Consider the following 21,134-nt stretch of genomic DNA (forward strand, 5'->3'; position numbering starts at 1 on the left):
GGGCCGGCGTCGGCGGGCGTGACCGGCCCGTCCGGGGGCGGGCGCGCCCGGCGTCATGCCCGCGACTGCGGGCCGGGGTCGATCACCAGCGCCGGGCCGATTCGCCGCTCACCCCGGGGACCCCGGGTCAGCCGCCGCGCCGCGACCGCCGGGTCGTCGTCGGCGGCGGTCACCTGATCGGGTACGCGCACCCAGTGCCGGCGGTGCGCGTCGGCGTACGCGGCGCCGAGGACGGCGATCCGGCGGCCCTCGACCGGTGCCGGCCGCAGGTCCCCGCCGGGGGCGGTGGCGCCGAGCGCCGGACCGGCCGGCACCGCCGCGAGTTCGCCCCGGTCACCGGCGACGGTGATCAGGTCGGGGGAGCCGCAGCGCACCGCCGCCACGGCGCCGGCCCGGTCCACCCGCACGATCGTGGCGCGCAGGTGACCCGCCGGGGCGAGATCGCGTACCGCCCGGTCGAGCACGCCGGCGAGGTCCGGCAGCGTGCGTCCCGGCCGGGCGTGGCGGCGGAAGGTCTGCTCGACGGCCCGGCGCCCGGCGGGGGTGTCCAGTGCCGCGCCGGTGACCGTGCCGATCAGGGCGAGCAGGCCGCCGCCGCGCAGCGGAACGGCGGCACCGATCTCCCCGGGTGTGCCGCAGATCGCCAGCGCGGCGCGTCCGGGGCCGGCCGGCACGGTGAACACCGCGACGTCCGGCGGGCCGGCGGCGCGCGCCACGGTCGCGGTCCGTGTCCGGCGGCGGGCCCAGGCCAGGGCCGGCACCGCGGCCAGGCTGACCGCCGAGGCGAGCAGCGCCTGCGGATCGCTGCGGTGGCCGGGGATGACCGGTACGACGACCGACAGCACTACCAGCGCGCCCGCCCAGGCCGACACCAGCACCGCCACCCGGGGCCGGGCCGAGACGCCGAGCAGGCCCGGTAGGAGCACCCAACCCAGCGGCGTGCTGACCTCGGCGAGGCCCATCAGCATCGCGTTCCCGGTGGTGCCCGCCAGGGCGGCTCGCATCGGCAGCACGCCGACCACCCTATCGGGGCGCCCGCCGGACGCCGACCGGTGTACCGGGCAGACCAAACCTCACTCCTTACCCGAAACAGAGCGGAGCTGACACGACACGTTCGCGTGATTCTCTCGACATACCGTCTCGCGGCCTGGCCGGTTAGGGTTGACGTACCGCAGGTCGATCTTGAGGAGTGTGTGTGCTGGTTCTGGTGGCGGTCCATGCGTTCGCAGCCGTGACCGCCCCCGTGCTGGTACGCCTCCTCGGTAGACGTGCGCTCTACCTGCTGGCCGCCGTCCCGGCCGCGGCGCTGGTCTGGGCGCTGACCCGGACCGAGGCGGTCCGCTCTGGCCGGCCCGTCGTCGAGACGGTCACCTGGGTGCCGCAGCTCGGGCTGGACCTCGCGTTGCGGATGGGCACGCTGTCCTGGCTGCTGGTGCTGCTCGTCGGCGGTGTCGGCGCGCTCGTGCTGGTCTACAGCGCGCGTTACTTCGACTCCGACGATCCCAGCCTCGGCCGGTTCGCCGCGGTGTTCGTCGCGTTCGCCGGCGCGATGCTCGGCCTGGTGGTCTCCGACGACCTGCTGCTGCTCTACGTGTTCTGGGAACTGACCACCGTCTTCTCGTACCTGCTGATCGGCAGCGATCCCACCAAGCGGGAGAGCCGGCGGGCCGCGATGCAGGCGCTGCTGGTGACCACGCTCGGCGGCCTGGCGATGCTCGCCGGGTTCGTGATGCTGGGCCAGCACGCCGGCTCGTACCGGTGGTCCGAGATCTCCGGGAACCTGCCCGAGGGCGGCTACCTCACCGTCGCGCTGGTGCTCGTCCTGCTCGGCGTGACGAGCAAGTCGGCGATCTTCCCGTTCAGCTTCTGGCTGCCGCGCGCGATGGCCGCGCCCACGCCGGTCAGCGCCTACCTGCATGCCGCCGCCATGGTCAAAGCGGGTGTGTTCCTGGCCGCGCTGATGGGCCCGGCGGTCGGCCAGGCCACCGTGTGGCGGGCGGTCCTGCTCGCCGGCGGCCTGATCACACTGTTCCTCGGCGGGTGGACGGCGCTGCGGCAGGTCGACCTCAAGCTGCTGCTGGCGTACGGCACCGTGAGCCAGCTCGGCCTGCTCATGGTGATCCTCGGCGCGGGCACCCGGGACACCGCGCTGGCCGGCGCCGCGATGCTGCTGGCACACGCCCTGTTCAAAGCCACCCTCTTCCTCGTCGTCGGCGTCGTCGACCACGTCACCGGCACCCGTGACCTGCGCGAACTGAGCGGTCTGGGTCGCCGGGCGCCGGTGTTGGCGGCCGTCGCCGGCCTCGCCGCCGCCTCCATGGCCGGCCTGCCGCCGCTGTTCGGCTTCGTGGCCAAGGAGGCCGCGCTGGAGGCGTTCCTGCACGGCGGGACCGTCGAGCTGCTGGTGCTCGCCGGGGTGGTCGTCGGCTCGGCGCTGACGGTGGCGTACACGCTGCGCTTCCTCTGGGGCGCGTTCGCCGCCAAGCCCGGCGTCGCGGAGACCCGGCCGCACCGGATCGAGCCGGCGTTCATCGGCCCGGCGGCGGTGCTCGCCCTGGCCGGCCTCGCGGTCGGCATCGGCGCCCCGGCGGTGGACCGGGTGCTCGCCCCGTACGCCGACCAGTTCCCGACCGCCGACCCCGGCTACCACCTGGCGCTCTGGCACGGGCTGACGCCCGCCCTCGGCCTGTCCGCGCTGGCCGTCACCGGCGGCGTCGCGCTGTTCCTCCTGCTGCACCGCCGCCGTCCGTACCTGGCCCGGCTGCCCTTCGACGGCGCCACCGGCTACGACCGGCTGGCGAGCGCCGTCGACCGCGCGGCGGTGGAGCTCACCGGCGCCACCCAGCGCGGATCCCTGCCGTTCTACCTCGGCGTCATCCTGCTGGTGCTGGTGATCATGCCGGGCGGCGCGCTGCTGGCCGGCGTGCCCTGGGCACAGCGGTTCCAGCTGTGGGACACGCCGTTGCAGGCCGTCGCGGGCGCGGTGGTCGTCGTCGCCGCGCTGGTGGCCGCCCGCGCCCGCCGCCGGCTCACCGCGATGATCCTGGTCGGGGTGACCGGCTACGGCACGGCGCTGCTGTTCATCCTGCACGGCGCGCCGGACCTGGCGCTCACCCAGTTCCTGGTGGAGACCGTCACGATCGTGATGTTCGTGCTGGTGCTTCGCCGCCTGCCGCGCCGGTTCTCGGCCCGCCCGATCCGCGCCACCCGGCGGTTCCGCGTCGCGCTCGGCGTGGCCGTCGGCCTGGTCACCGCCGGCATGGCGTACGTCGCGGCGGGCAGCCGGACGGCCACGCCGATCTCGGCCGGCTTCCCGGACGAGGCGGTGTCCTACGGCGGCGGCAAGAACGTGGTGAACGTGACGCTCGTCGACATCCGCGCCTGGGACACGATGGGCGAGATCGCGGTGCTGGTGGTGGCCGCCACCGGCGTGGCCAGCCTGATCTTCCGCGGCACCCGCGCGCTGGACCTGCGCAGCGGCATCCCCGGCGCCGGCCGGCAGCAGTCGTCGCGTCCGCGCTGGCTCACCACCGGCGCGACCTCCCGGCAGCAGTCGGTGATCCTCCAGGTCGTCACCCGGCTGCTCTTCCACGCCATCCTGCTGTTCGCCATCTACCTGCTCTTCTCCGGCCACAACGCGCCGGGTGGCGGGTTCGCCGCCGGGCTGGTCGCCGGCCTCGGCCTCGCGGTGCGATACCTGGCGGGCGGGCGTACCGAACTCAACGGCGCCGCGCCGGTGGACGCCGGGTTCGTGCTCGGCGCGGGACTGTTCGTCGCGGTCGGCACCGGCGTCGTCGCGATGCTGCTGGGCGGCGAGTTCCTGCAGAGCGCGACGCTCGACTTCCACCTGCCGCTGCTGGGCCACGTCCACTTCGTCACGTCCGTGTTCTTCGACGTCGGCGTCTTCCTCATCGTGGTCGGCCTGGTGCTGGACATCCTGCGCAGCCTGGGCGCCGAGATGGACCGCCAGGAGGAGGACGACGAGCAGGAGAACGAACCGGCCGGCGTACGGGAAGAGGAGCTGGTGTGAGCCCGAACATCCCCAACCTGGTCTACATCCTGGTGATCGGCGTCCTGTTCGCCACCGGGGTCACGCTGCTGCTGGAACGCAGCCTCACCCGCGTCCTCATGGGGGTCATCCTGCTCGGCAACGGCGCGAACCTGCTGCTGCTCACCGGCGGCCGGGCGGGCGGCCCGCCGATCGTCGGCACCTCCGCCGAGGAGGACATGTCCGACCCGCTGCCCCAGGCGATGGTGCTGACCGCGATCGTCATCACGCTCGGCATGACCGCCTTCCTGCTCGCCCTCGCCTACCGCAGCTGGCACCTCAACGGCCACGACGAGGTGCAGGACGACGTCGAGGACCGCCGCATCATGGAGCTGGCCGACCGGGACGAGGGCCCCGGCACCGCCGACGCCGACGTGGCCGACGGCAGTCCCGAGGCGCGGGTCCTGGCCGCCGCCGAGGCGGAGGGGGGCCGATGACCTGGCTCGTTCCGCTGCCGGTGGTGATGCCGCTGCTCGGCGCGGCCCTCACCCTGCTGCTCGCCCGGCGGGCCCGCATCCAGCGGTGGGTAAGCATCGTGGTGCTCGCGGCCACCGTCGCGGTCGCGGCTCTGCTGCTGGTCCGCTCGTCGCTGGACGGCCCGCTGGTGGTGGAGGTGGGCGGCTGGGCCGCGCCGATGGGCATCGTGCTCGTCGCCGACCAGCTCGCCGCGCTGATGCTCGTGGTCTCCGCCTCGGTGACGCTGTGCGTGCTCGTCTACTCCATCGGGCAGGGCATGGCCGACGGCAACGAGGAGACGCCGCTGTCGGTCTACCACCCGACCTACCTCGTGCTGACCGCCGGCGTGTGCAACGCGTTCCTCTCCGGCGACCTGTTCAACCTCTACGTCGGCTTCGAGATCCTGCTGGTGGCCAGCTACGTGCTGCTGACGCTGGGCAGCACGGAGACGCGGATCCGGGCCGGCACCACGTACGTCGTGGTCAGCCTCCTGTCGTCGCTGATCTTCCTGGTGGCGATCGGCCTGGTCTACTCCGCCACCGGCACGCTGAACCTGGCCCAGCTCGCCGACCGCCTGGACGCGCTCCCCGACGACCTGCGCCTGGTCCTGCAGGGCATGCTGCTGCTCGCGTTCGGGATCAAGGCGGCGGTGTTCCCGCTGTCGGCGTGGCTGCCGGACAGCTACCCGACCGCGCCCGCGCCGGTCACAGCGGTCTTCGCCGGCCTGCTCACCAAGGTCGGCGTGTACGCGATCATCCGCACCGAGACGCTGCTGTTCCCCGGCGGCCGCACCGCCGACCTGCTCATGGTGATAGCGGCGTTGACCATGGTGGTCGGCATCCTGGGCGCGGTGGCCCAGTCCGACATCAAACGGCTGCTGTCGTTCACGCTGGTCAGCCACATCGGCTACATGCTGTTCGGGGTCGGCCTGACCACCCCGCTCGGCCTGTCCGCGGCGATCTTCTACGTGGTGCACCACATCACCATCCAGACCACGCTGTTCCTCGCCGCCGGCCTGGTCGAACGGCGCGGGGGCAGCACCGCGCTGGACCGCCTCGGCGGGCTGGCCCGGCTGTCGCCGCTGCTGGCGCTGCTGTTCTTCGTGCCCGCCCTCAACCTGGCCGGCATACCACCGTTCTCCGGGTTCCTCGGCAAGCTCGGTCTCGTGCAGGCCGGCGTGGACGACGGCGGGTTCCTGGCCTGGGCGCTCGTCGCCGGTGGGCTGCTGACCAGCCTGCTCACGCTCTACGCCATCGCCCGGGTGTGGAACCTGGCGTTCTGGCGGGCCCCGCACCCGGACATGCCGGGGCCCGGCGACGCCGACCGGGCGGCCCGGACCGAGGGCGCCGAGCAGCCGCACGAGGGCGCCTCGCCGGCCGGTGCCGTACTGCCCCGGCTGATGACCGTGCCGACCGCCGCCCTGGTGGTGCTCGGTCTGGCGCTGACAGTGGTGGCCGGGCCACTGTTCGAGATCAGCACCGACGCCGCCGACGACCTGTTGCGCCGTGCCCCGTACGTGGAGGCCGTGTTCCCGGAGGGACCGCCGTGACCAGTCAGCCGAAAGCGCCGCTGACCGCCCGTGACCGCTGGCGCAACCGAGCGATCGCCGTGACCGGCCTGGTCACCGTCTGGGTGCTGCTGTGGGGCACCTTCAGCTGGGCGAACGTGATAAGCGGCCTGGTCGTCGCCGCGGTGCTGCTCGTGGTCTTCCCGCTGCCACCGGTGACGTTCGCCGGCCGGATCCGGCCGGTGCCGCTGCTGAGGTTCCTGGCGCGCTTCCTGCGCGACCTGGTCGTGGCGTCCGCGCAGATCGCCTGGCTGGCCGTCCGGTCCAACCACCCCCAGTCGGCGATCATCGGGGTGCCGCTGCGGGTGAACACCGACCTCAACCTGACCCTCAACGCCGAAGCCCTGTCGCTGGTGCCGGGCAGCCTGATCGTGGAGGCCGACCGGAGCACGGGCACGCTCTACGTGCACGTCATCGGCATCCGCAGCCGCGACGAGGTGGAGCGCTTCCGCCAGAGCGTGCTGGAACTGGAGCAGCGCATCGTGGCGGCCGTCGGCTCGCCCGAGGAACTGGAGCTGGTCCGCCGATCCGCACCCGCCGGGCCGTCCCGGTCGGTCGACCTGGAAGGGGCACCGACGTGACAGTCGTCGCCGTGATCGTCACCCTGTTGCTCGTCGCTGCCGGTGGGCTCACCCTGGTCCGCATCATCCGCGGCCCGTCGATCCTCGACCGGGCGGTCGCCACCGACGTGCTGCTCGCCGTCGCTGTCGCGGCGATCGCGACCGAGGCGGCCTACAGCCGGGACGCCACCGCGCTGCCGGTGCTCGTGGTCCTGGCCCTGGTCGGTTTCGTCGGCTCGGTGAGCGTCGCCCGCTTCGCCGCGCGGAGGAACCCGAAATGAGCCTCGACACGGTCCTGGACACCGTCGCCGGTGCCTGCCTGATCGCGGGCGCGCTGCTCTGCCTCGCCGCCGGCATCGCGCTGGTCCGGTTCCCGGACGTGCTGTCGCGCATGCACGCCGCGGCCAAGCCGCAGGTGCTCGGACTGCTGCTGGTGCTGCTCGGTTGCGCGCTGCGGCTGCGTACCGGGGTGGACATCACCACGCTGGTGCTGGTCGGCCTGTTCCAGCTCGCCACCGCCCCGGTGGCCGCGCACATGGTCGGGCGGACCGCCTACCCGCACGACGACATCCGTCGGGACCTGCTGATCACCGACGAGCTGGCCGGTCACATCGACCGCATCCGCGCCGACCGGGCCGGTGAGCCGTGGGAGACGTCGCCGGTCCACACGCCCTGACGATCGCGAGCGCCGGAACAGGGGAGCCCATGAGCGGCACTGTCTACGAGAACGCCCGCATCCACACCCTCGACCCGGCCCGCCCGTACGCCGAGGCGATGCTGGTCCGCGGCGAGCGGATCGTCGCCGTCGGTGATCTCGCGGAGTGCCGGGACCGGGCCGGCGGCGGCGCACGCCGGGTCGACCTCGACGGGATGGCCGTGCTGCCCGGCCTGATCGACAGCCACATCCACGCGGCGTCCTACGTGCGCGGGCTGGACCAGGCGGACCTGCGCGGCACGGCGAGCCTCGACGAGGCGCTGACCCGGATCGCGGGACACGCCGCCACGCTGCCACCGGACGCCTGGCTGCTCGGCGGCGGGTGGGACAGCAACAGATGGACCCGGCCGGTGCAGCCGGACCGCATCGACCTGGACCGGGCCTGCCCGGACCGGCCGGCGGCGCTGCCGAGCATCGACGGCCACACCATCTGGGTGAACAGCGCGGCCCTGGCCCGGCTCGGCATCGACGCGGCCACCCCCGACCCGCCCGGCGGGCAGATCGCCCGGGACGAGCACGGCGAGCCGACCGGGATCCTGCGCGAGGCGGCGGCGGACGCGGCGTACGCGGTGGTGCGCTCCCCGCACGCCGGTGACCTGGTCGCACAGTTGCGTACCCACCTGCCCCGGCTGCTCGCCGCCGGGCTGACCAGCATCCACGACCTGGACGGGCAGGATGCCCGCGCCGCCTACGAGACGCTGTACGCGCGGGGTGAGCTGCCGCTGCGGGTGCACAAGACGATTCCGGCCACGGCGTTGGACGAGGCGATCGACAGCGGCTGGGCCACCGGGGACGGGGACCGCTGGCTGAGCACCGGCCCGGTGAAGATCTTCACCGACGGCGCGCTCGGCTCGCACACCTGCCTGATGACCGAGCCGTACGACGGTGAACCCGGCAACCACGGCATCGCTGTCACCCCGGCCGAGGAGTTCGAGCGGCTGGTGGCGCGCGCGGCCGGGGCCGGGATCGCGGTGGCGGCGCACGCCATCGGCGACGCGGCGAACCGGATGGTGCTGCGGGCGTACGCGCGCTGGCGCGAGTCGGCGCAACCCGGTCCGGCGGCCCGGCTGCGGCACCGGATCGAGCACACCCAGCACCTGCTGCCGGCCGACGTGCCGCTGCTCGCCCACCACGGGGTGATCGCCTCGATGCAGCCCACGCACTGCACCAGCGACATCCCGCTCACCACCCGGATGCTCGCCGGCCGGGGCCTGGCCTCGTACGCCTGGCGCAGCCTGCTGGACGCCGGCGCCACAGTGGCGTTCGGCTCGGACGCCCCGGTGGAGGATCCCGATCCGTTCTTCGGCATCCACGCCGCGGTGACCCGGCAGCAGCCCGACGGCACCCCGCCGGGCGGCGTCGACCCGCACGAGCGGCTCGACCTGGACTCGGCGCTGCGCTGCTTCACCGAGGCCGGGGCGTACGCCTCCTACGAGGAGCACCTGAAGGGCCGGCTGCGCCAGGGCATGCTCGCCGACTTCATCGTGCTGCCCACCGACCCGTACCGGGTGGAGGCGCAGCGGCTGCGCGACCTGACAGTGGCGCTCACGGTGGTCGGCGGCGTGGTCCGCTGGCAGCGCTGACCGGTCCCGCCCGGACGCTGTTGTCCGGGCGGGACCCGGCGGTCAGGCGCCCTTCACCCAGTCGAGGCTGAACCGGGCGAAGTAGATGCCGCCGGTGTTGCCCACCTCGTACAGGTTGCCGACAGTGCCGTCGGCCAGCACCGCCATCGTCGAGTAGCCGGCGCCGCCGGGCTTGACCAGCGCCCGCGCCGGCCAGCTCGCGCCGTCGTCGGTCGACAGCCGTACGGTGAGGTCGTTGCGCGCGGTCGGGTGCGCGTTGTTGCTGAACAGCGCCGTGCGGGTGCGCACCGGCGCCCGGTTCGCGCCGACCTCGGACGGGCGCAGGTAGGACATCTCGTCGGCGTTGCAGAGCGGGTCGGGCAGCAGGGCGCTCGCCGTCGCCGCACCGAACGTCGCGGCCCCGTCGGGGGACGTGGCGTAGAACCGGCTGCGGGTCGAGTTGTGCCGCATGTTCTGCACCACCGCGCCCGTGCCGCGTTCGATCGCCTTGCTCTCGTTGATGTTCCCGCCGGCGGATCCGCCGCGCCGCCAGGTCACGCCGTGGTCGTCGCTGTAGATGTTCGCGGCGTGGCTGGTGCCGGCCGAGTCCCGGTAGGCGATCGGCTGGATGAGGCGGCCGGTGCTGGTCTGGATGCCGTGGCCGGAGGAGAAGAACACCTGCCGCCAGGTGGGGTCCTTGACGGCCGGGTTCAGCTCGACCGGGGCGCTCCAGGTGGCGCCGTTGTCCCGGCTGGTGATGTAGCGCAGGTGCATGCTGTTCGGGTCGTCGGCGGTGTTCAGGCCGGAGCCGCCGGACCAGAAGCTGATGCCGGGCCGGGGGGAGTAGGTGAAGAAGCAGTAGACGACGCCGGTGGCGCGGTCCACGAGCAGGCTGGGGTCGCCGACGCCCTCGCTGGTGGTGGGCGGGGCGTGGATGACGCGGGGCTGCTCGAAGGTCCGGCCGCCGTCGGTGCTGCGGATCATCACGATCTGGATGTTGTTGGTGCCGCCGCCGAGGTCGTACGAGCCGTTGACCCGGGCGTCGGCCACGGCGATCACGGTGCCGTTGTTGGTGACCGCCAGGCCGGGGATGCGGACCGAGGCGACGGTGCCGTCGTACCGGCCGCCCGCGCCGTTGAGGTCGCGGATCACGGTCTGCGTGGTGAGCAGCGTGGTGCTTGTCATCTGCGGGTTGCCGGTGGCCAGGTCGCAGGAGGTGGTGCCGCGCAGCGTGGTGTCGAAGCCGGGCGCGGTGACGCGCAGCGTGTACGGGGTGCCGGCGCCGACGGTCCAGTAGTGCGGGTAGTTGCCCCCGGCGGCGATCGTCCGGGTCCACGGTGAGCCGGTGCGCCCGGCCCATGTGACGGTGAAGTCCCGGGCGGTCGTGGTGCGGTTCTCCAGCGCGAGCTGGAGGCGGCCGTTGGTGCAGTCGAAGCTGGTGAGCGCGGACATGCCGGTGCCGCAGTGGAAGATGCCGCTGGTGGTGTCGTCCAGGCCGGTCGGGGTCGTGGTGCGCAGCGTGTACGGCGTGCCGGGGGACAGCGTCCAGTACAGCTCGGCGCTGCTGCCGGCGGCGACCGTGCGGGTCCACGGCGAGCCGGTGCGACCGGGCCAGGTGACGGTGTAGGTCTGCGCGGTGGTGCTGCGGTTGTCGAGGTCGAGCAGCAGCCGGCCGGTGGTGCAGTCGGTGCCGGCGGTGGCCGTCACTCCGGCCGGGGCGGCGGCCTGGGCCGCCGTGGTGGGCAGTACGGAGAGCAGGGTCAGGGCGGCCACCGCGAGGACGGTTGCCCGGCGCGGCATGGCGCGGCGAGGGGACACGTGGTTCCTTCCGGGACGGGGGAGGGGGATCGGATCGACTATCTGACGTCAGATGTCCGATGTCTGCACGCTAGGCGGATCCGCCCCGGCCCGTCAAGGATCGGTTCCGGTCGACGTCCGATACGGCGCCGAGAGCCCTCAGCGATCGCGCCCGGGCGCCTCGCCGAGCAGCGCCTCGCCCAACGCGGTGAGCCGGTGCAGCATCAGGTTGCCGTGCCGCTGGCTGACGATCAGGCCGGCCTCGCGCAGGATGGTGGTGTGATGGCTGGTGGTGGCCGGCGAGATGCGAGCGCGCCGGGCCAGCTCGCCGGTGGTGGCGCCGCCGGCGGCGGCGCGCAGCACCGCCACCCGGGTGTGGCCGAGCAGTGGGCCGAGCCGGCGTTGCGGGCCGGTCGGCGGCGTCGGTTCCGATCGTTGCCGGCACGCCGGGTAGACAAGCGTGGGCGGCAACTCCGGGTCGGCCAGCGTGATCGGCGCATGCCAGCAGAAGTACGACGGGACAAGCGTGATCCCCCGGCCGTCGAGACGCATCTCCCGGTCCTCCGGGTAGCCGTGCACGGACAGCACCGGGGGATCCCAGGAGGTCTCCGGGCTCAGGTCGTCGAGGATGCGCCCGGCGCCGTCGTCGAGGACCCATGCCCCGCGCAGGGCCCGGTCACCGGAGACGGCGGAGGTGACCTGCGTCCAGTGCGGAGCGAGTGCGACCCGGAAGTAGGCACGCAGCGCGTCGCCGAGGCAGTGCCGGGCGGCGGGTCGGCCGGCGGCCAGATCGACCAGCCAGGGGCTGTCGACGGGAGTCACCATCCGCCCCAGTTCGGTGCGGATCCGCCGGGCCGGGGTGTCGAGAACCAGGTCGATGCCCTCGTCGGGGTCGGTGACCGGGCCGGGGGTGAGGAAGTCCGGGAAGTACCGCCTGAGCGGCGCGATCGGCAGCAGCCGCTCGCGGAGGACCGGGACGAGGCCGGCTCGTTGCAGGTCGGGGCGCACCTGCCGGTGCCAGCGGGCGTAAGCCGCGTGGCCGGCCCGGGTCTGGAGGCGGTGCAGGCTACAGATGATCTCCCACAGTGGATCCGGCCGGGCCGCCAGCCGGGTGCGGCTGAGGTCCCCGGCCGTGAAGTGGATGCGTAGCGTCCCCATGACGCACAGTGTTCCCGCATGCGCCACCGCGCTCAGTCTCGTCCCTGACATTGATGTCCATCACCGAATGACGGCGATGGGGCGGCAGCCGTACGGCTGCCGCCCCGAGGTGTCTCAGCCGGCGCCGCAGCTGGACCGCCAGCGGTGGGAGGCGATGTTGTCGTTGGCGTTGGCCATGTAACCGTCGCGGTTGGAGCCCCAGGTGAACCAGACGCCGGTGAGGTTGTCCCACGCGTCGCCGGCGCCGAGACAGGCGTACGCGCCGGTGTAGTCGGGGTGGATGTAGAGGGCGACCGGCCGGCCGCTGTTGGAGTCGTTCCACGCCGACGACGCCAGGTTGCGCATGCTGGCCCGGTTGTTGTTGTCGCAGTTGGCGTTCTCCGCCGTGTTGATCGTGTCCCAGTTGTTGTCGGCGTTGTACCACCAGCACCACCGGCCCGCCCAGCCGGCGTCCTGGCTGACGTAGAGGTACCCGCTGCCCGCGGCGGCGCGCTGCGCGGTGTCCGCGTGTGGGGTCGGCCGGGGCGCGGCCTGGGCGGCGGTGGCGGTGAAGGCCAGCGCGGCTGCCGCCGCGACCACTGTGGCCAGCACGGCGCGTACTGCTCTCATGGTGTTTCCCTCCGGTCGGTTCCTTCCGTGGCGGGCTGCCACGGACGTCGTGGGTGGGTCAGCCGGCGGCCAGCGCGGCACGGGCCCGTGGCAGCGCGTCGGCCTCCAGGCGGAGCCGGTCCGCGATCTCGGTGCGGAACCGGGAGTCGACGGCCCGACGGTGCTCGGCGTCGAGCCGCCGGGCGAGCCGGCCGAGCCCGGTCCGCGTGGCGCAGGTCGCCTCCGCCACCGCCAGCCTGATCTCGCCGGGCGTGACGGAGCCGGGCGTGACGGGAGTCGGCTCCGGCGCCGACGCGCGGGCCGACGCCGGGTCCGCGACGTCGTGTCCGGCGGCCCGCATGCACCGCCGCCACGCCCGCACGCCGTCGGCGTAGCGGGGGTCGGCGAGCACCCGCCCGACGCGCGGGCCGGCGAGGTTGTCGGTGATCCGGGTGACGCGGTACCAGCCCGGCAGGTCGCGATAGAGCTGTCGCTCCGCCTCGGAGGTACAGCTGTGACTGCTGCGGCGCAGCACCCCGCCCGCCGGCAGCGTCACGCGCAGCGCATCCGGCTCGCCCGGGTCGCCGTTGCGCGCGCGTACGGCGGCGGCGCCGCGCTCCGGTGGCAGCTCCCGGGCGTACCGCACGTTCGGGTCGGCCGCGATCGTCTCCTGGAGCCGGCGTTCCAGGGCGCCGCCGTATCCGTACCGGCGGGCGTAGGACACGTCGTCCAGGACGTACGGGAACTCGCGCAGTTCCGGCACCGGCTGCCGGGGGACCGGCCAGTAGCGGAACCCGCGCCGTTGCATGCAGTCGCGGATCAGCACCTGCTCGGCGGCGTACAGCACCTCAGCGGGCGGGGCGGACGCGGCCGGAGCGGACACGGCCGGCGCGCTCGGGTCCGGTGGCAGTGCGGTCGCGCCGTGGTCAGCGGGCGGCGGCGCGGCGTCCCGGCTCGCGCCCAGCGCCCCGGCCACCGCCGCCGCGAGCACGGCCGGCACCGCTACCGCGTACCACCAGGACCGCGACCGGCGCGACACCACCGCCATGACACCCACCTCGGCCGTCCGGGGCGCCCGACGCGCCCGTCACAGACAGCTTCGGCACCGGGGGTGCCCCGGGACAGGGGGCTTCGATCAGGCTCGAACGACAGGTCCCGGCGTACGGCGGATCAGGGCTGCGCGGCGCGGGCGATGCTCGCCCGGATGGGCGCGTAGTGCTCGGCGATGGCCGAGCGCAGCGCCGCCGCGTCGGCGGCGGTGAGGGCGGCGACGATCGCCTGGTGCCGCTGGGCGGTGATGACCCGGTCCTCCGGCTCGGTGCGCAGGGTGGGCGCGACGATGGCCTGCACCTGCCAGAACGCCTCTGTCAACTGGACCAGCAGGTCGTTGCCGAGGGGTTCCATCAGCTTCAGGTGGAAGGCGCGGTCGACGTCGAGGAAGTCCTCGCCCTGGGCGGCCCGGCTGTGCATCTCGTCGGCGAGCGCGGACAGCTCCGACCGGTGCTGCTCGTCCAGCGCGTCGATGACGGTGGCGGCCAGGCCCTGCTCCAGCGTCTGGCGGACGTCGACTACCTGGGCCAGGACGTGATGGTCGTCCTCGCCACTGAGCAGGCCCCGGAACGTCAGGCTCTCCACCAGGGCGTTGAGCGACATGCGGCCGACGAACGTGCCGTGGCCGTGGCGTACCTCCACGATGTCGAGCGCGGAGAGGATCTTGACCGCCTCGCGGACGCTGGACCGGCTGGCACCGACCGCCTCGCACAGTTCCGTCTCGGTGGGCAGGAGGTTTCCCGGCTTCAGGCGGTTGCGCAGGATGTACTCCTTGATCCTGGTCGCCACCTCCTGCCGGCGAGGGCTGGGCCGCTCGGCGCCGCGTAGCGGACTGGCGTCAATGGTCGTCATCTGCCCCTTGCCCTTCGTTCCCGAATCTGTCACTCTCACCCTACCGGCATCAGACGTCAGACGTCATACACCTTATGCTTCACATCCCCGAGCGCGAGCGGTCACGCGAGCGCATGAAGAGCCTATGGAGGCAGCTACGTGAGCACCACCGGTAAGCCGTCGAGGAGCCGGCGCGCCCTGCGCGGCCGCGTCCGCTCCCTGACCGTCGCCTCCCTCGCGGGCGGCCTCGCGGTCGCGCTGGCGGCCTGCAGCGGCGGTCCCGCCTCGACAAACGCCGTGGGCGACGGGAAGGGGGGCACGTCGATCGAGGCGACGCTGGCCTTCACGCTCTCCAGCGGTTTCGATCCCAGCAACGCCTCCTCGGCCGTGGCGACAGCGGTCAACCAGCACGTCTTCGAGGGCCTCGTCGACCTCGACCCGATCACGCGGGAACCCTACAACGCCCTGGCCAAGAGCGACCCGACCCCCGGGGCCGACGGCCGGACCTACACCGTGACGCTGCGCGACGGCGCGAAGTTCTCCGACGGCACCCCGGTCACCGCCGAGGACGTGGCCTGGTCCTTCACCCGCGTGCTCAAGCCCGCGGACCCGAAGGCGCCGCCGCTCATGCAGGGCTTCGTCTCCTTCATCGACACCGTCACCGCCAAGGACGCCTCGACCGTCGAGTTCACGCTGAAGTACCCGTTCGCGCTGTTCAGCGAGCGGATCGCGGTCATCAAGATCGTCCCCAAGGCGAAGACCGGTGACGCGGCCGCGGCCAAGGCGTTCGACACCGCGCCGATCGGCTCCGGCCCGTTCAAGGTGGACAGCGCGTCCAAGGAATCCGGCATCAAGCTGAGCAAGAACGCGAACTACAACGGCCCGCGCGCCGCCAAGGTCGAGACGATGACGTGGAACACCACCACCGAGGCGTCGGCCCGCGTGTCGGACCTCCAGGGCGGCCGGGTGCAGGCCATCGAGGCCGTGCCGTACCTGAACGTGGACTCGCTCAAGGACAAGTACACGATCGACGTGAAGCAGGCCTTCAACCAGGTCTTCCTCATGTTCAACAACTCCGCCGCGCCGTTCAGCGACAAGCGCGTACGCCAGGCCCTGCACTACGCCATCGACAAGGAGGCGGTCATCAAGACCGCGCTCAACGGCTACGGCAGCCCGGCGACCAGCTACCTCGACGAGGGCAACAAGGCCTACCAGAAGGCCGGCACCGTCTACGACTACAACCCGGACAAGGCCAAGGCCCTGCTCCAGGAGGCCGGCGTCACCAACCTGTCGTTCCGGCTCGACACCACCGACAGCTCGGTGGTCAAGGACGTCGCCCCGCTGGTCATCGAGCAGTGGAAGAAGATCGGCGTCACCGCCACGCTGAACACCGTGCCGTCCTCGGCCATCTACGGCGACATCGTGCCCAAGGACACCTTCCGGGTGCTCATGGCCACCGGTGACCCGAGCGTCTTCGGCGTCGACACCGACCTGCTGATGCGCTGGTACTACTTCGGCGAGACCTGGCCGGGCCAGCGTTACCGCTGGAGCGACGCCGACCGCAAGGCCATGGGCGACCTGCTGGACAAGGCCGCGCAGACCTCCGACGAGGCGGCCCGCAAGGCGCTGTGGAAGCAGGCCCTGGACATGGCGGCGGACCAGGTGCCGCTCTACCCGATCCTGCACACCAAGGTCGTCACCGCGTACGACCCGGCCAAGGTGGACGGCTTCTCCGGCGCCTCCACCACCGGCCTGTACTTCCTGGGCACCGGCCGGACCGGCTGAGCCCACGCGCGGGGTTCCGGCCCCGCAGACGTCCCGCCCGGCCCACGTGACCCGTGCGGCCGGGCGGGCGTCCCGGCGCCCCCGCCACGAGAAAGAGAATCCATGCTGACCGTCCTGAACCTGGTCGCACGACGATTCCTGACGCTGATCCCCCTGGTGCTGGGCATCACGCTCTTCGTCTTCGTGATCATGCAGTTCTCCCCGATCGACCCGGCGCTCTCAGTCCTCGGTGACCAGGCCACGCCGGCGCAGGTCGAGGCGTTCCGCGCCGCCAACGGCCTGAACGACCCGCTGCCGCTGCGCTACCTGCACTTCCTCGGCGACCTCGTCCGCGGCGACCTCGGCATGACGTTCCCGCCGTCGGTCCCGGTCGCCGAGAAGATCGCTATGGCGCTGCCGCTTACCATCCAGCTCACCGCGCTCGGCGTCGTCGGCGCGCTCGTCATCGCGCTGGCCCTCGGCATCCCGGCCGCCCTGTACCGGGACCGCTGGCCCGACCAGGTCATCCGGATCGTCTCCATGGCCGGCATCGCCACGCCCTCGTTCTGGCTCGCCCTGCTGTTCATCCAGGAGTTCTCGGTCCGCCGCCCGATCTTCCCGACCGGCGGCTACGTCAACCCCGCCGACTCGGTCGGCCTGTGGTTGCAGTCGCTGACCATGCCGGCGCTGGCGCTCGCCGTACCGGTCGGCTGCTCGCTGGCCCGCATCGTCCGCACGTCGATGGTCGAGGAACTCGACAAGGACTACGTCCGCACCGCGATCGGCGCCGGACTGCCGCCGCGCGTGGTGATCGGCCGCAACGTGCTGCGCAACGCGCTTGTCAACCCGCTCACCGCGCTCGGCCTGCGGATCGGCTACCTCATCGGCGGCACCGTCGTCATCGAGGCGATCTTCTCGCTACCAGGCATGGGCACCCAGATCATGAGCGCCGTCCAGCAGAACGACACGGCGCTCGCCCAGGGCACCGTGCTGACCATCGCGCTCGGCTTCGTCCTGGTGAACCTGGTCGTCGACATCCTCTACCTCTTCGCCAACCCCCGACTGCGCGGAGGCCACTGATGCGCCGCTCCCTCGCCACGCGGCTGTCCCGCCCCGGCATGGCCTTCGCCCGGCTCGGTCTCGCGGCCCGGTTCGCGCTCGGCTTCGTCGCGCTCATCGTCGTGGTCGGCGTGCTCGCCCCGCTGCTGCTGCGCCACGATCCCACCCAGACCGGGCTCGGGCCGGCGTTGACCGGCCCGAACGGCGACTTCTGGTTCGGCCTGGACAAGCTCGGCCGCGACGTCTTCTCCCGGCTGGTCGCCGGCACCCGGCGCTCGCTGATCGTCGGCTTCGGCGCGGCCGGCATCGCGCTGGTGCTCGGCGCGATCCTCGGCGCGATCGCCGGAAGCAGCCGCACCGCCGTCGACGAGATCATCATGCGCTGCCTCGACGTGGTCATGGCGTTCCCGGCGATCGTGCTCTCCGCGCTGCTGATCATCTCGTTCGGCAAGAACAGCCTGCTGGTCCTCGTCATCGCGATCGGCTTCGTGTTCACCCCGTCGGTCGCGCGCATCGTCCGCGCCAACGTGCTGTCCCAGTACGGTGAGGACTACGTGGCCGCCGAGCGGATCATCGGCGCCCGGCGACCGCACATCCTCTGGCGGCACGTCCTGCGCAACTGCGCCGCCCCGATCCTCGTCTTCGTCACCGTCATGGTGGCCGACGCGATCGTCTTCGAGGCGTCGCTGTCCTTCATCGGCGGCGGACTCGCCCCGCAGGAGGCGGCCTCCTCGTGGGGCTCGGTGATCGCGTTCGGCAAGGAGATGGTGCAGATCGGCGGCTGGTGGGCCACGTTCTTCCCCGGCCTGCTGATCCTGCTCACCGTGCTGGCGCTCAACGTGCTCTCCGAGGGCATGTCCGACGCGTGGGCCGCGCCGGCGGCGCGCCGCGCCACGTCCACCACCAGCGGTGACGCGCTGGAGCAGGCGAAGCCCGGCACCGGCGAGGTGGTCGAGCTGCCAGGTCTCGCCGAGGCGGCACAGCGGCTGCGCGAGCGCGCCCGCCCGCTGCCGCAGGGCAAGCCGGTCCTTCAGGTCAGCGACCTGTCCATCGGCTTCGCCGGCCGCCACCGCGGCGTGGACATCGTCGACGGGCTCTCCTTCGACGTCCGCCCCGGCGAGGTCGTCGGCCTGGTGGGGGAATCCGGCTCGGGCAAGTCGCTCAGCGTCCTGGCCGTGATGGGCCTGTTGCCCCAGGGCGCCCGGGTACGCGGCGAGATCCGCTTCCAGGACACGAACCTGCTGACGCTGAACGCCAGGGGCCGCCGCGCCCTGATGGGCCGCGAGATCGCCATGGTCTACCAGGACGCGCTGTCGGCGCTGAACCCGGCGCTGCGCGTCGGCGCCCAGCTCGCCCAGATGATCCGCCGCGGCGGCACCCGCTCGGCCGAGGAGCTGATGCGGCTGGTCGGGCTGGACCCGCGGCGCACGCTCGCCGCGTACCCGCACGAACTGTCCGGCGGGCAGCGGCAGCGCGTCGTGATCGCTATGGCGCTGTCCCGCGACCCGAAGCTGATCATCGCGGACGAGCCGACCACCGCGCTCGACGTCACCGTGCAGGCCCAGGTGATGAAGCTTCTGCTGGACCTGCGCGAGCGGCTCGGCTTCGCCCTCATCCTGGTCAGCCACGACCTCGCCCTGGTCAGCGACGTCTGCGACCGGGTCGTGGTCATGTACGGCGGGCAGATCGTGGAGACCGGCGTGACCGCCGACGTGATGGAGGCACCCGCCCACCACTACGCCCGCGGCCTCCTCGGCTCCGTCCTGTCCCTGGAGACCGGCGCGGAACGGCTCACCCAGATCCGCGGCGTGGTGCCGTCACCGGCCGACTTCCCGAAGGGCTGCCGGTTCTCCGACCGCTGCCCGATGGCGACCGAGATCTGCCGGGACACCGCGCCCGCCCTGGCCGGCACGGACGGTCACGGGTACGCCTGCCACCACCCCGCCGTCACCGTCAGCGAGAAGGAGCCGGCCCGATGAGCGCCACCGCCGAGCACCGGCCGATCGCCGAACTGAGCGGCGTGCACGTGGTGCACGCCGCGCGCGGCGGCGGCATGTTCAGCCGGGAGAAGGTCTACGCGCTCACCGGCGCCGACCTGGTCATCCGGGCCGGTGAGACGGTCGGCATCGTGGGCGAGTCCGGCTGCGGCAAGTCCACGCTCGCCAAGGTGCTCGTCGGCCTGCAACGGCCGACCGCCGGCACGGTGTCGTTCGCCGGCAAGGACGTGTGGTCGATGAGCGCCGCCGAGCGGCGCGAGCACATCGGCGCCGGCGTCGGCATGATCTTCCAGGATCCGGCCACGTCGCTGAACCGCCGCATGCCGGTACGCGACATCCTGCGCGACCCGCTCGACGTGCACCGCCGGGGCACCCGGCAGCAGCGCGAGCAGCGGGTGGCCGAGCTGATGGCCCTGGTGGGCCTGCCCCGCTCGGTCGCCGACGTGCTGCCCAGCCAGCTCTCCGGCGGGCAGCGCCAGCGGGTGTCCATCGCCCGCGCGCTGGCCCTGGAACCGGGGCTGGTGATCGCCGACGAGCCGACGAGCGCGCTCGACGTGTCGGTGCGGGCCCAGATCCTCAACCTGCTGCTGGACCTCAAGGACCGGCTCGGCCTGGCGATGGTGCTGGTGTCGCACGACATCCAGACCGTCAAGCGGGTCAGCGACCGGGTGGTCACCATGTACCTCGGCCGCATCGTCGAGCAGACCCCCGCCGACCTGCTGCCCGAGGGCGGCCGGCACCCGTACACCCGGGCTTTGTTCTCGGCCACGCCGGGTCTGCTGTCACCGATCGAGCCCATTCCGCTGGTCGGCCCGGTCCCGTCGGCGACCCGGCCGCCGAGCGGCTGCCCGTTCCGGACCCGCTGCTGGGCCGCCACCGAGGGCTGCGCCGTGGACATGCCGGCGCCGCGCCCCGCCGAGGGCGAGGGCCACGAGTTCCGCTGTCACCACCCGGTGCCCGCCGGCACCGCGAACACCGAACTGGTCGCGCTCGCCACCTCGGCGACCGGCCGCACCACATCTGAGTCTGTCGAGGAGAACCTGTGACCACCCCAGCCCCGCGGTTCGCCGGAGTCGTGCCGCCGGCCGTGACCCCTCTGACCGAGGAGGGCGAGGTCGACGTCCGCTCCCTGGAACGGCTGGTCGAGTGGCTGCTCGACGCCGGTGTCGACGGCATCTTCGCCCTCGGCAGCTCCGGCGAGACGGTCTTCCTCACCGACCGGCAGCGGGACCTGGCACTGGAGACCATCGTGAAGACCGCCGGCGGTGCCGTGCCGGTCATCGCCGGCTGCATCGAACCCACCACCCGCCGGGTCGTGGAGCGGGCCGAGGCGTCCACCCGCCTCGGCGCGGACGGCCTGGTCGTGACCGCGCCGTTCTACGCCATCGTCGGCCCGCACGAGATCGAGCGGCACTTCCGCGCGGTCGCCGCGGCGGTCGAGCTTCCCCTGCTGGCGTACGACATCCCGGTCTGCGTGCACAGCAAGCTCTCCGTCGACCTGCTGACCCGGCTCGCCGCCGACGGCGTGCTTGCAGGCGTCAAGGACTCCAGCGGCGACGACGTCGCGTTCCGCCAGCTGGCGCTGGCCGTCGCCGAGCACGCACCGGAACGGGACTTCAGCCTGCTCACCGGCCACGAGGTGGTGGTCGACGCGATGATGCTCGCGGGCGGCTCCGGCTCGGTGCCCGGACTGGGCAACGTGGACCCGGCCGGGTACGTGCGGCTGCACCGCGCCTGTGTGGCCGGCGACTGGACCGCCGCCCGCCGGGAGCAGGACCGGCTGACCCGGCTGTTCCGCATCGTCGACGCCGCCGACCCGGCCACCTCGGCAGGCGCTACCCGGGGCGTCGGCGCGTTCAAGACCGCGCTGTCCCTGCTCGGCGTCATCGCCGGAAACGCGGTGTCGCTGCCGCTGCGGCCGCTGGACGCCGCCGAGACGGGCCGCGTGCGTACCCAGCTGGAACTGGCCGGGCTGCTCTGAC

The 21,134-nt window shown here is 72.9% G+C and carries 18 protein-coding genes; 12 read left to right on the top strand and 6 right to left on the bottom strand.

Annotation, left to right across the window (positions count from 1 at the left end; all coding sequences use genetic code 11):
- Positions 1–53: 53 nt before the first annotated feature.
- Positions 54–1,004, bottom strand: coding sequence for a hypothetical protein (locus AB0D28_RS11940; protein WP_357384973.1), 951 nt, complete (start codon positions 1,002–1,004; stop codon positions 54–56).
- A 191-nt stretch (positions 1,005–1,195) separates the two neighbouring features.
- On the opposite strand from AB0D28_RS11940, the gene AB0D28_RS11945 reads away from it, so the two are divergent.
- The 7 genes from AB0D28_RS11945 to AB0D28_RS11975 are packed head-to-tail and all read left to right on the top strand — an operon-like array spanning position 1,196 to position 8,929.
- Entirely contained in the window at positions 1,196–4,030 is a 2,835-nt protein-coding gene (locus AB0D28_RS11945; protein WP_357384879.1) for a Na+/H+ antiporter subunit A, read from the top strand.
- On the top strand, positions 4,027–4,485 hold the full coding sequence (locus tag AB0D28_RS11950; RefSeq protein WP_357384881.1) for a Na(+)/H(+) antiporter subunit C: 459 nt from the start codon (positions 4,027–4,029) through the stop codon (positions 4,483–4,485). The genes AB0D28_RS11945 and AB0D28_RS11950 overlap by 4 nt, the downstream gene beginning before the upstream one ends.
- The gene (locus AB0D28_RS11955) at positions 4,482–6,053 is read left to right on the top strand and encodes a Na+/H+ antiporter subunit D (protein WP_357384883.1); all 1,572 of its coding nucleotides are present in this window, start codon (positions 4,482–4,484) and stop codon (positions 6,051–6,053) included. Before AB0D28_RS11950 ends, AB0D28_RS11955 begins: the two co-directional genes overlap by 4 nt.
- A complete protein-coding gene (locus AB0D28_RS11960; protein ID WP_357384886.1) occupies positions 6,050–6,652 on the top strand; it encodes a Na+/H+ antiporter subunit E in 603 nt (200 codons plus the stop codon). Before AB0D28_RS11955 ends, AB0D28_RS11960 begins: the two co-directional genes overlap by 4 nt.
- Positions 6,649–6,912, top strand: coding sequence for a monovalent cation/H+ antiporter complex subunit F (locus tag AB0D28_RS11965; protein ID WP_354873039.1), 264 nt, complete (start codon positions 6,649–6,651; stop codon positions 6,910–6,912). Before AB0D28_RS11960 ends, AB0D28_RS11965 begins: the two co-directional genes overlap by 4 nt.
- The gene (gene mnhG / locus AB0D28_RS11970) at positions 6,909–7,307 is read left to right on the top strand and encodes a monovalent cation/H(+) antiporter subunit G (protein ID WP_357384888.1); all 399 of its coding nucleotides are present in this window, start codon (positions 6,909–6,911) and stop codon (positions 7,305–7,307) included. The genes AB0D28_RS11965 and mnhG overlap by 4 nt, the downstream gene beginning before the upstream one ends.
- A gap of 29 nt (positions 7,308–7,336) precedes the next feature.
- Complete coding sequence (locus AB0D28_RS11975; RefSeq protein ID WP_357384890.1) at positions 7,337–8,929, top strand: amidohydrolase; 1,593 nt, start codon at positions 7,337–7,339, stop codon at positions 8,927–8,929.
- Between the two features lie 42 nt (positions 8,930–8,971).
- Here the strand turns inward: AB0D28_RS11975 and AB0D28_RS11980 are convergent, their stop codons facing one another.
- The 5 genes from AB0D28_RS11980 to AB0D28_RS12000 form a co-directional block, all read right to left on the bottom strand.
- On the bottom strand, positions 8,972–10,681 hold the full coding sequence (locus AB0D28_RS11980) for an exo-alpha-sialidase (RefSeq protein ID WP_357384892.1): 1,710 nt from the start codon (positions 10,679–10,681) through the stop codon (positions 8,972–8,974).
- Between the two features lie 183 nt (positions 10,682–10,864).
- Positions 10,865–11,863: a helix-turn-helix domain-containing protein gene (locus tag AB0D28_RS11985; protein WP_357384894.1), complete on the bottom strand. Its 999-nt coding sequence runs from the start codon at positions 11,861–11,863 to the stop codon at positions 10,865–10,867.
- Between the two features lie 114 nt (positions 11,864–11,977).
- Positions 11,978–12,472: a hypothetical protein gene (locus tag AB0D28_RS11990; protein WP_357384896.1), complete on the bottom strand. Its 495-nt coding sequence runs from the start codon at positions 12,470–12,472 to the stop codon at positions 11,978–11,980.
- 58 nt (positions 12,473–12,530) lie between these two features.
- Positions 12,531–13,499, bottom strand: a complete 969-nt coding sequence (locus AB0D28_RS11995) for a hypothetical protein (RefSeq protein WP_357384898.1) — start codon at positions 13,497–13,499, stop codon at positions 12,531–12,533.
- A 122-nt stretch (positions 13,500–13,621) separates the two neighbouring features.
- Positions 13,622–14,353, bottom strand: coding sequence for an FCD domain-containing protein (locus AB0D28_RS12000; RefSeq protein ID WP_357384900.1), 732 nt, complete (start codon positions 14,351–14,353; stop codon positions 13,622–13,624).
- Between the two features lie 138 nt (positions 14,354–14,491).
- Between AB0D28_RS12000 and AB0D28_RS12005 the strand changes: the two genes are divergently transcribed.
- The 5 genes from AB0D28_RS12005 (at position 14,492) to AB0D28_RS12025 (ending at position 21,133) form a co-directional block, all read left to right on the top strand.
- Positions 14,492–16,117, top strand: a complete 1,626-nt coding sequence (locus AB0D28_RS12005) for an ABC transporter substrate-binding protein (RefSeq protein WP_357384902.1) — start codon at positions 14,492–14,494, stop codon at positions 16,115–16,117.
- A gap of 102 nt (positions 16,118–16,219) precedes the next feature.
- Positions 16,220–17,176: an ABC transporter permease gene (locus tag AB0D28_RS12010; RefSeq protein WP_357384904.1), complete on the top strand. Its 957-nt coding sequence runs from the start codon at positions 16,220–16,222 to the stop codon at positions 17,174–17,176.
- Positions 17,176–19,134: a dipeptide/oligopeptide/nickel ABC transporter permease/ATP-binding protein gene (locus tag AB0D28_RS12015; RefSeq protein WP_357384906.1), complete on the top strand. Its 1,959-nt coding sequence runs from the start codon at positions 17,176–17,178 to the stop codon at positions 19,132–19,134. The genes AB0D28_RS12010 and AB0D28_RS12015 overlap by 1 nt, the downstream gene beginning before the upstream one ends.
- Positions 19,131–20,198: an ABC transporter ATP-binding protein gene (locus AB0D28_RS12020; RefSeq protein WP_357384908.1), complete on the top strand. Its 1,068-nt coding sequence runs from the start codon at positions 19,131–19,133 to the stop codon at positions 20,196–20,198. Before AB0D28_RS12015 ends, AB0D28_RS12020 begins: the two co-directional genes overlap by 4 nt.
- Entirely contained in the window at positions 20,195–21,133 is a 939-nt protein-coding gene (locus AB0D28_RS12025; RefSeq protein WP_357384910.1) for a dihydrodipicolinate synthase family protein, read from the top strand. The genes AB0D28_RS12020 and AB0D28_RS12025 overlap by 4 nt, the downstream gene beginning before the upstream one ends.
- Position 21,134: the final 1 nt, after the last annotated feature.

The sequence above is a fragment of the Micromonospora sp. NPDC048169 genome (genome assembly GCF_040652815.1).
Classification (GTDB): domain Bacteria; phylum Actinomycetota; class Actinomycetes; order Mycobacteriales; family Micromonosporaceae; genus Micromonospora.

What these genes read in the sequence shown, in the direction of transcription:
- AB0D28_RS11995 (WP_357384898.1), bottom strand. Translation starts at nt 13,499, where the DNA reads ATGGCGGTGGTGTCGCGCCGGTCGCGGTCCTGGTGGTACGCGGTAGCG.
- AB0D28_RS12010 (WP_357384904.1), top strand. Translation starts at nt 16,220, where the DNA reads ATGCTGACCGTCCTGAACCTGGTCGCACGACGATTCCTGACGCTGATC.
- AB0D28_RS11940 (WP_357384973.1), bottom strand. Translation starts at nt 1,004, where the DNA reads ATGCGAGCCGCCCTGGCGGGCACCACCGGGAACGCGATGCTGATGGGC.
- AB0D28_RS11990 (WP_357384896.1), bottom strand. Translation starts at nt 12,472, where the DNA reads ATGAGAGCAGTACGCGCCGTGCTGGCCACAGTGGTCGCGGCGGCAGCC.
- mnhG (WP_357384888.1), top strand. Translation starts at nt 6,909, where the DNA reads ATGAGCCTCGACACGGTCCTGGACACCGTCGCCGGTGCCTGCCTGATC.
- AB0D28_RS11955 (WP_357384883.1), top strand. Translation starts at nt 4,482, where the DNA reads ATGACCTGGCTCGTTCCGCTGCCGGTGGTGATGCCGCTGCTCGGCGCG.
- AB0D28_RS11985 (WP_357384894.1), bottom strand. Translation starts at nt 11,863, where the DNA reads ATGGGGACGCTACGCATCCACTTCACGGCCGGGGACCTCAGCCGCACC.
- AB0D28_RS11975 (WP_357384890.1), top strand. Translation starts at nt 7,337, where the DNA reads ATGAGCGGCACTGTCTACGAGAACGCCCGCATCCACACCCTCGACCCG.
- AB0D28_RS12000 (WP_357384900.1), bottom strand. Translation starts at nt 14,353, where the DNA reads ATGACGACCATTGACGCCAGTCCGCTACGCGGCGCCGAGCGGCCCAGC.
- AB0D28_RS12020 (WP_357384908.1), top strand. Translation starts at nt 19,131, where the DNA reads ATGAGCGCCACCGCCGAGCACCGGCCGATCGCCGAACTGAGCGGCGTG.
- AB0D28_RS12015 (WP_357384906.1), top strand. Translation starts at nt 17,176, where the DNA reads ATGCGCCGCTCCCTCGCCACGCGGCTGTCCCGCCCCGGCATGGCCTTC.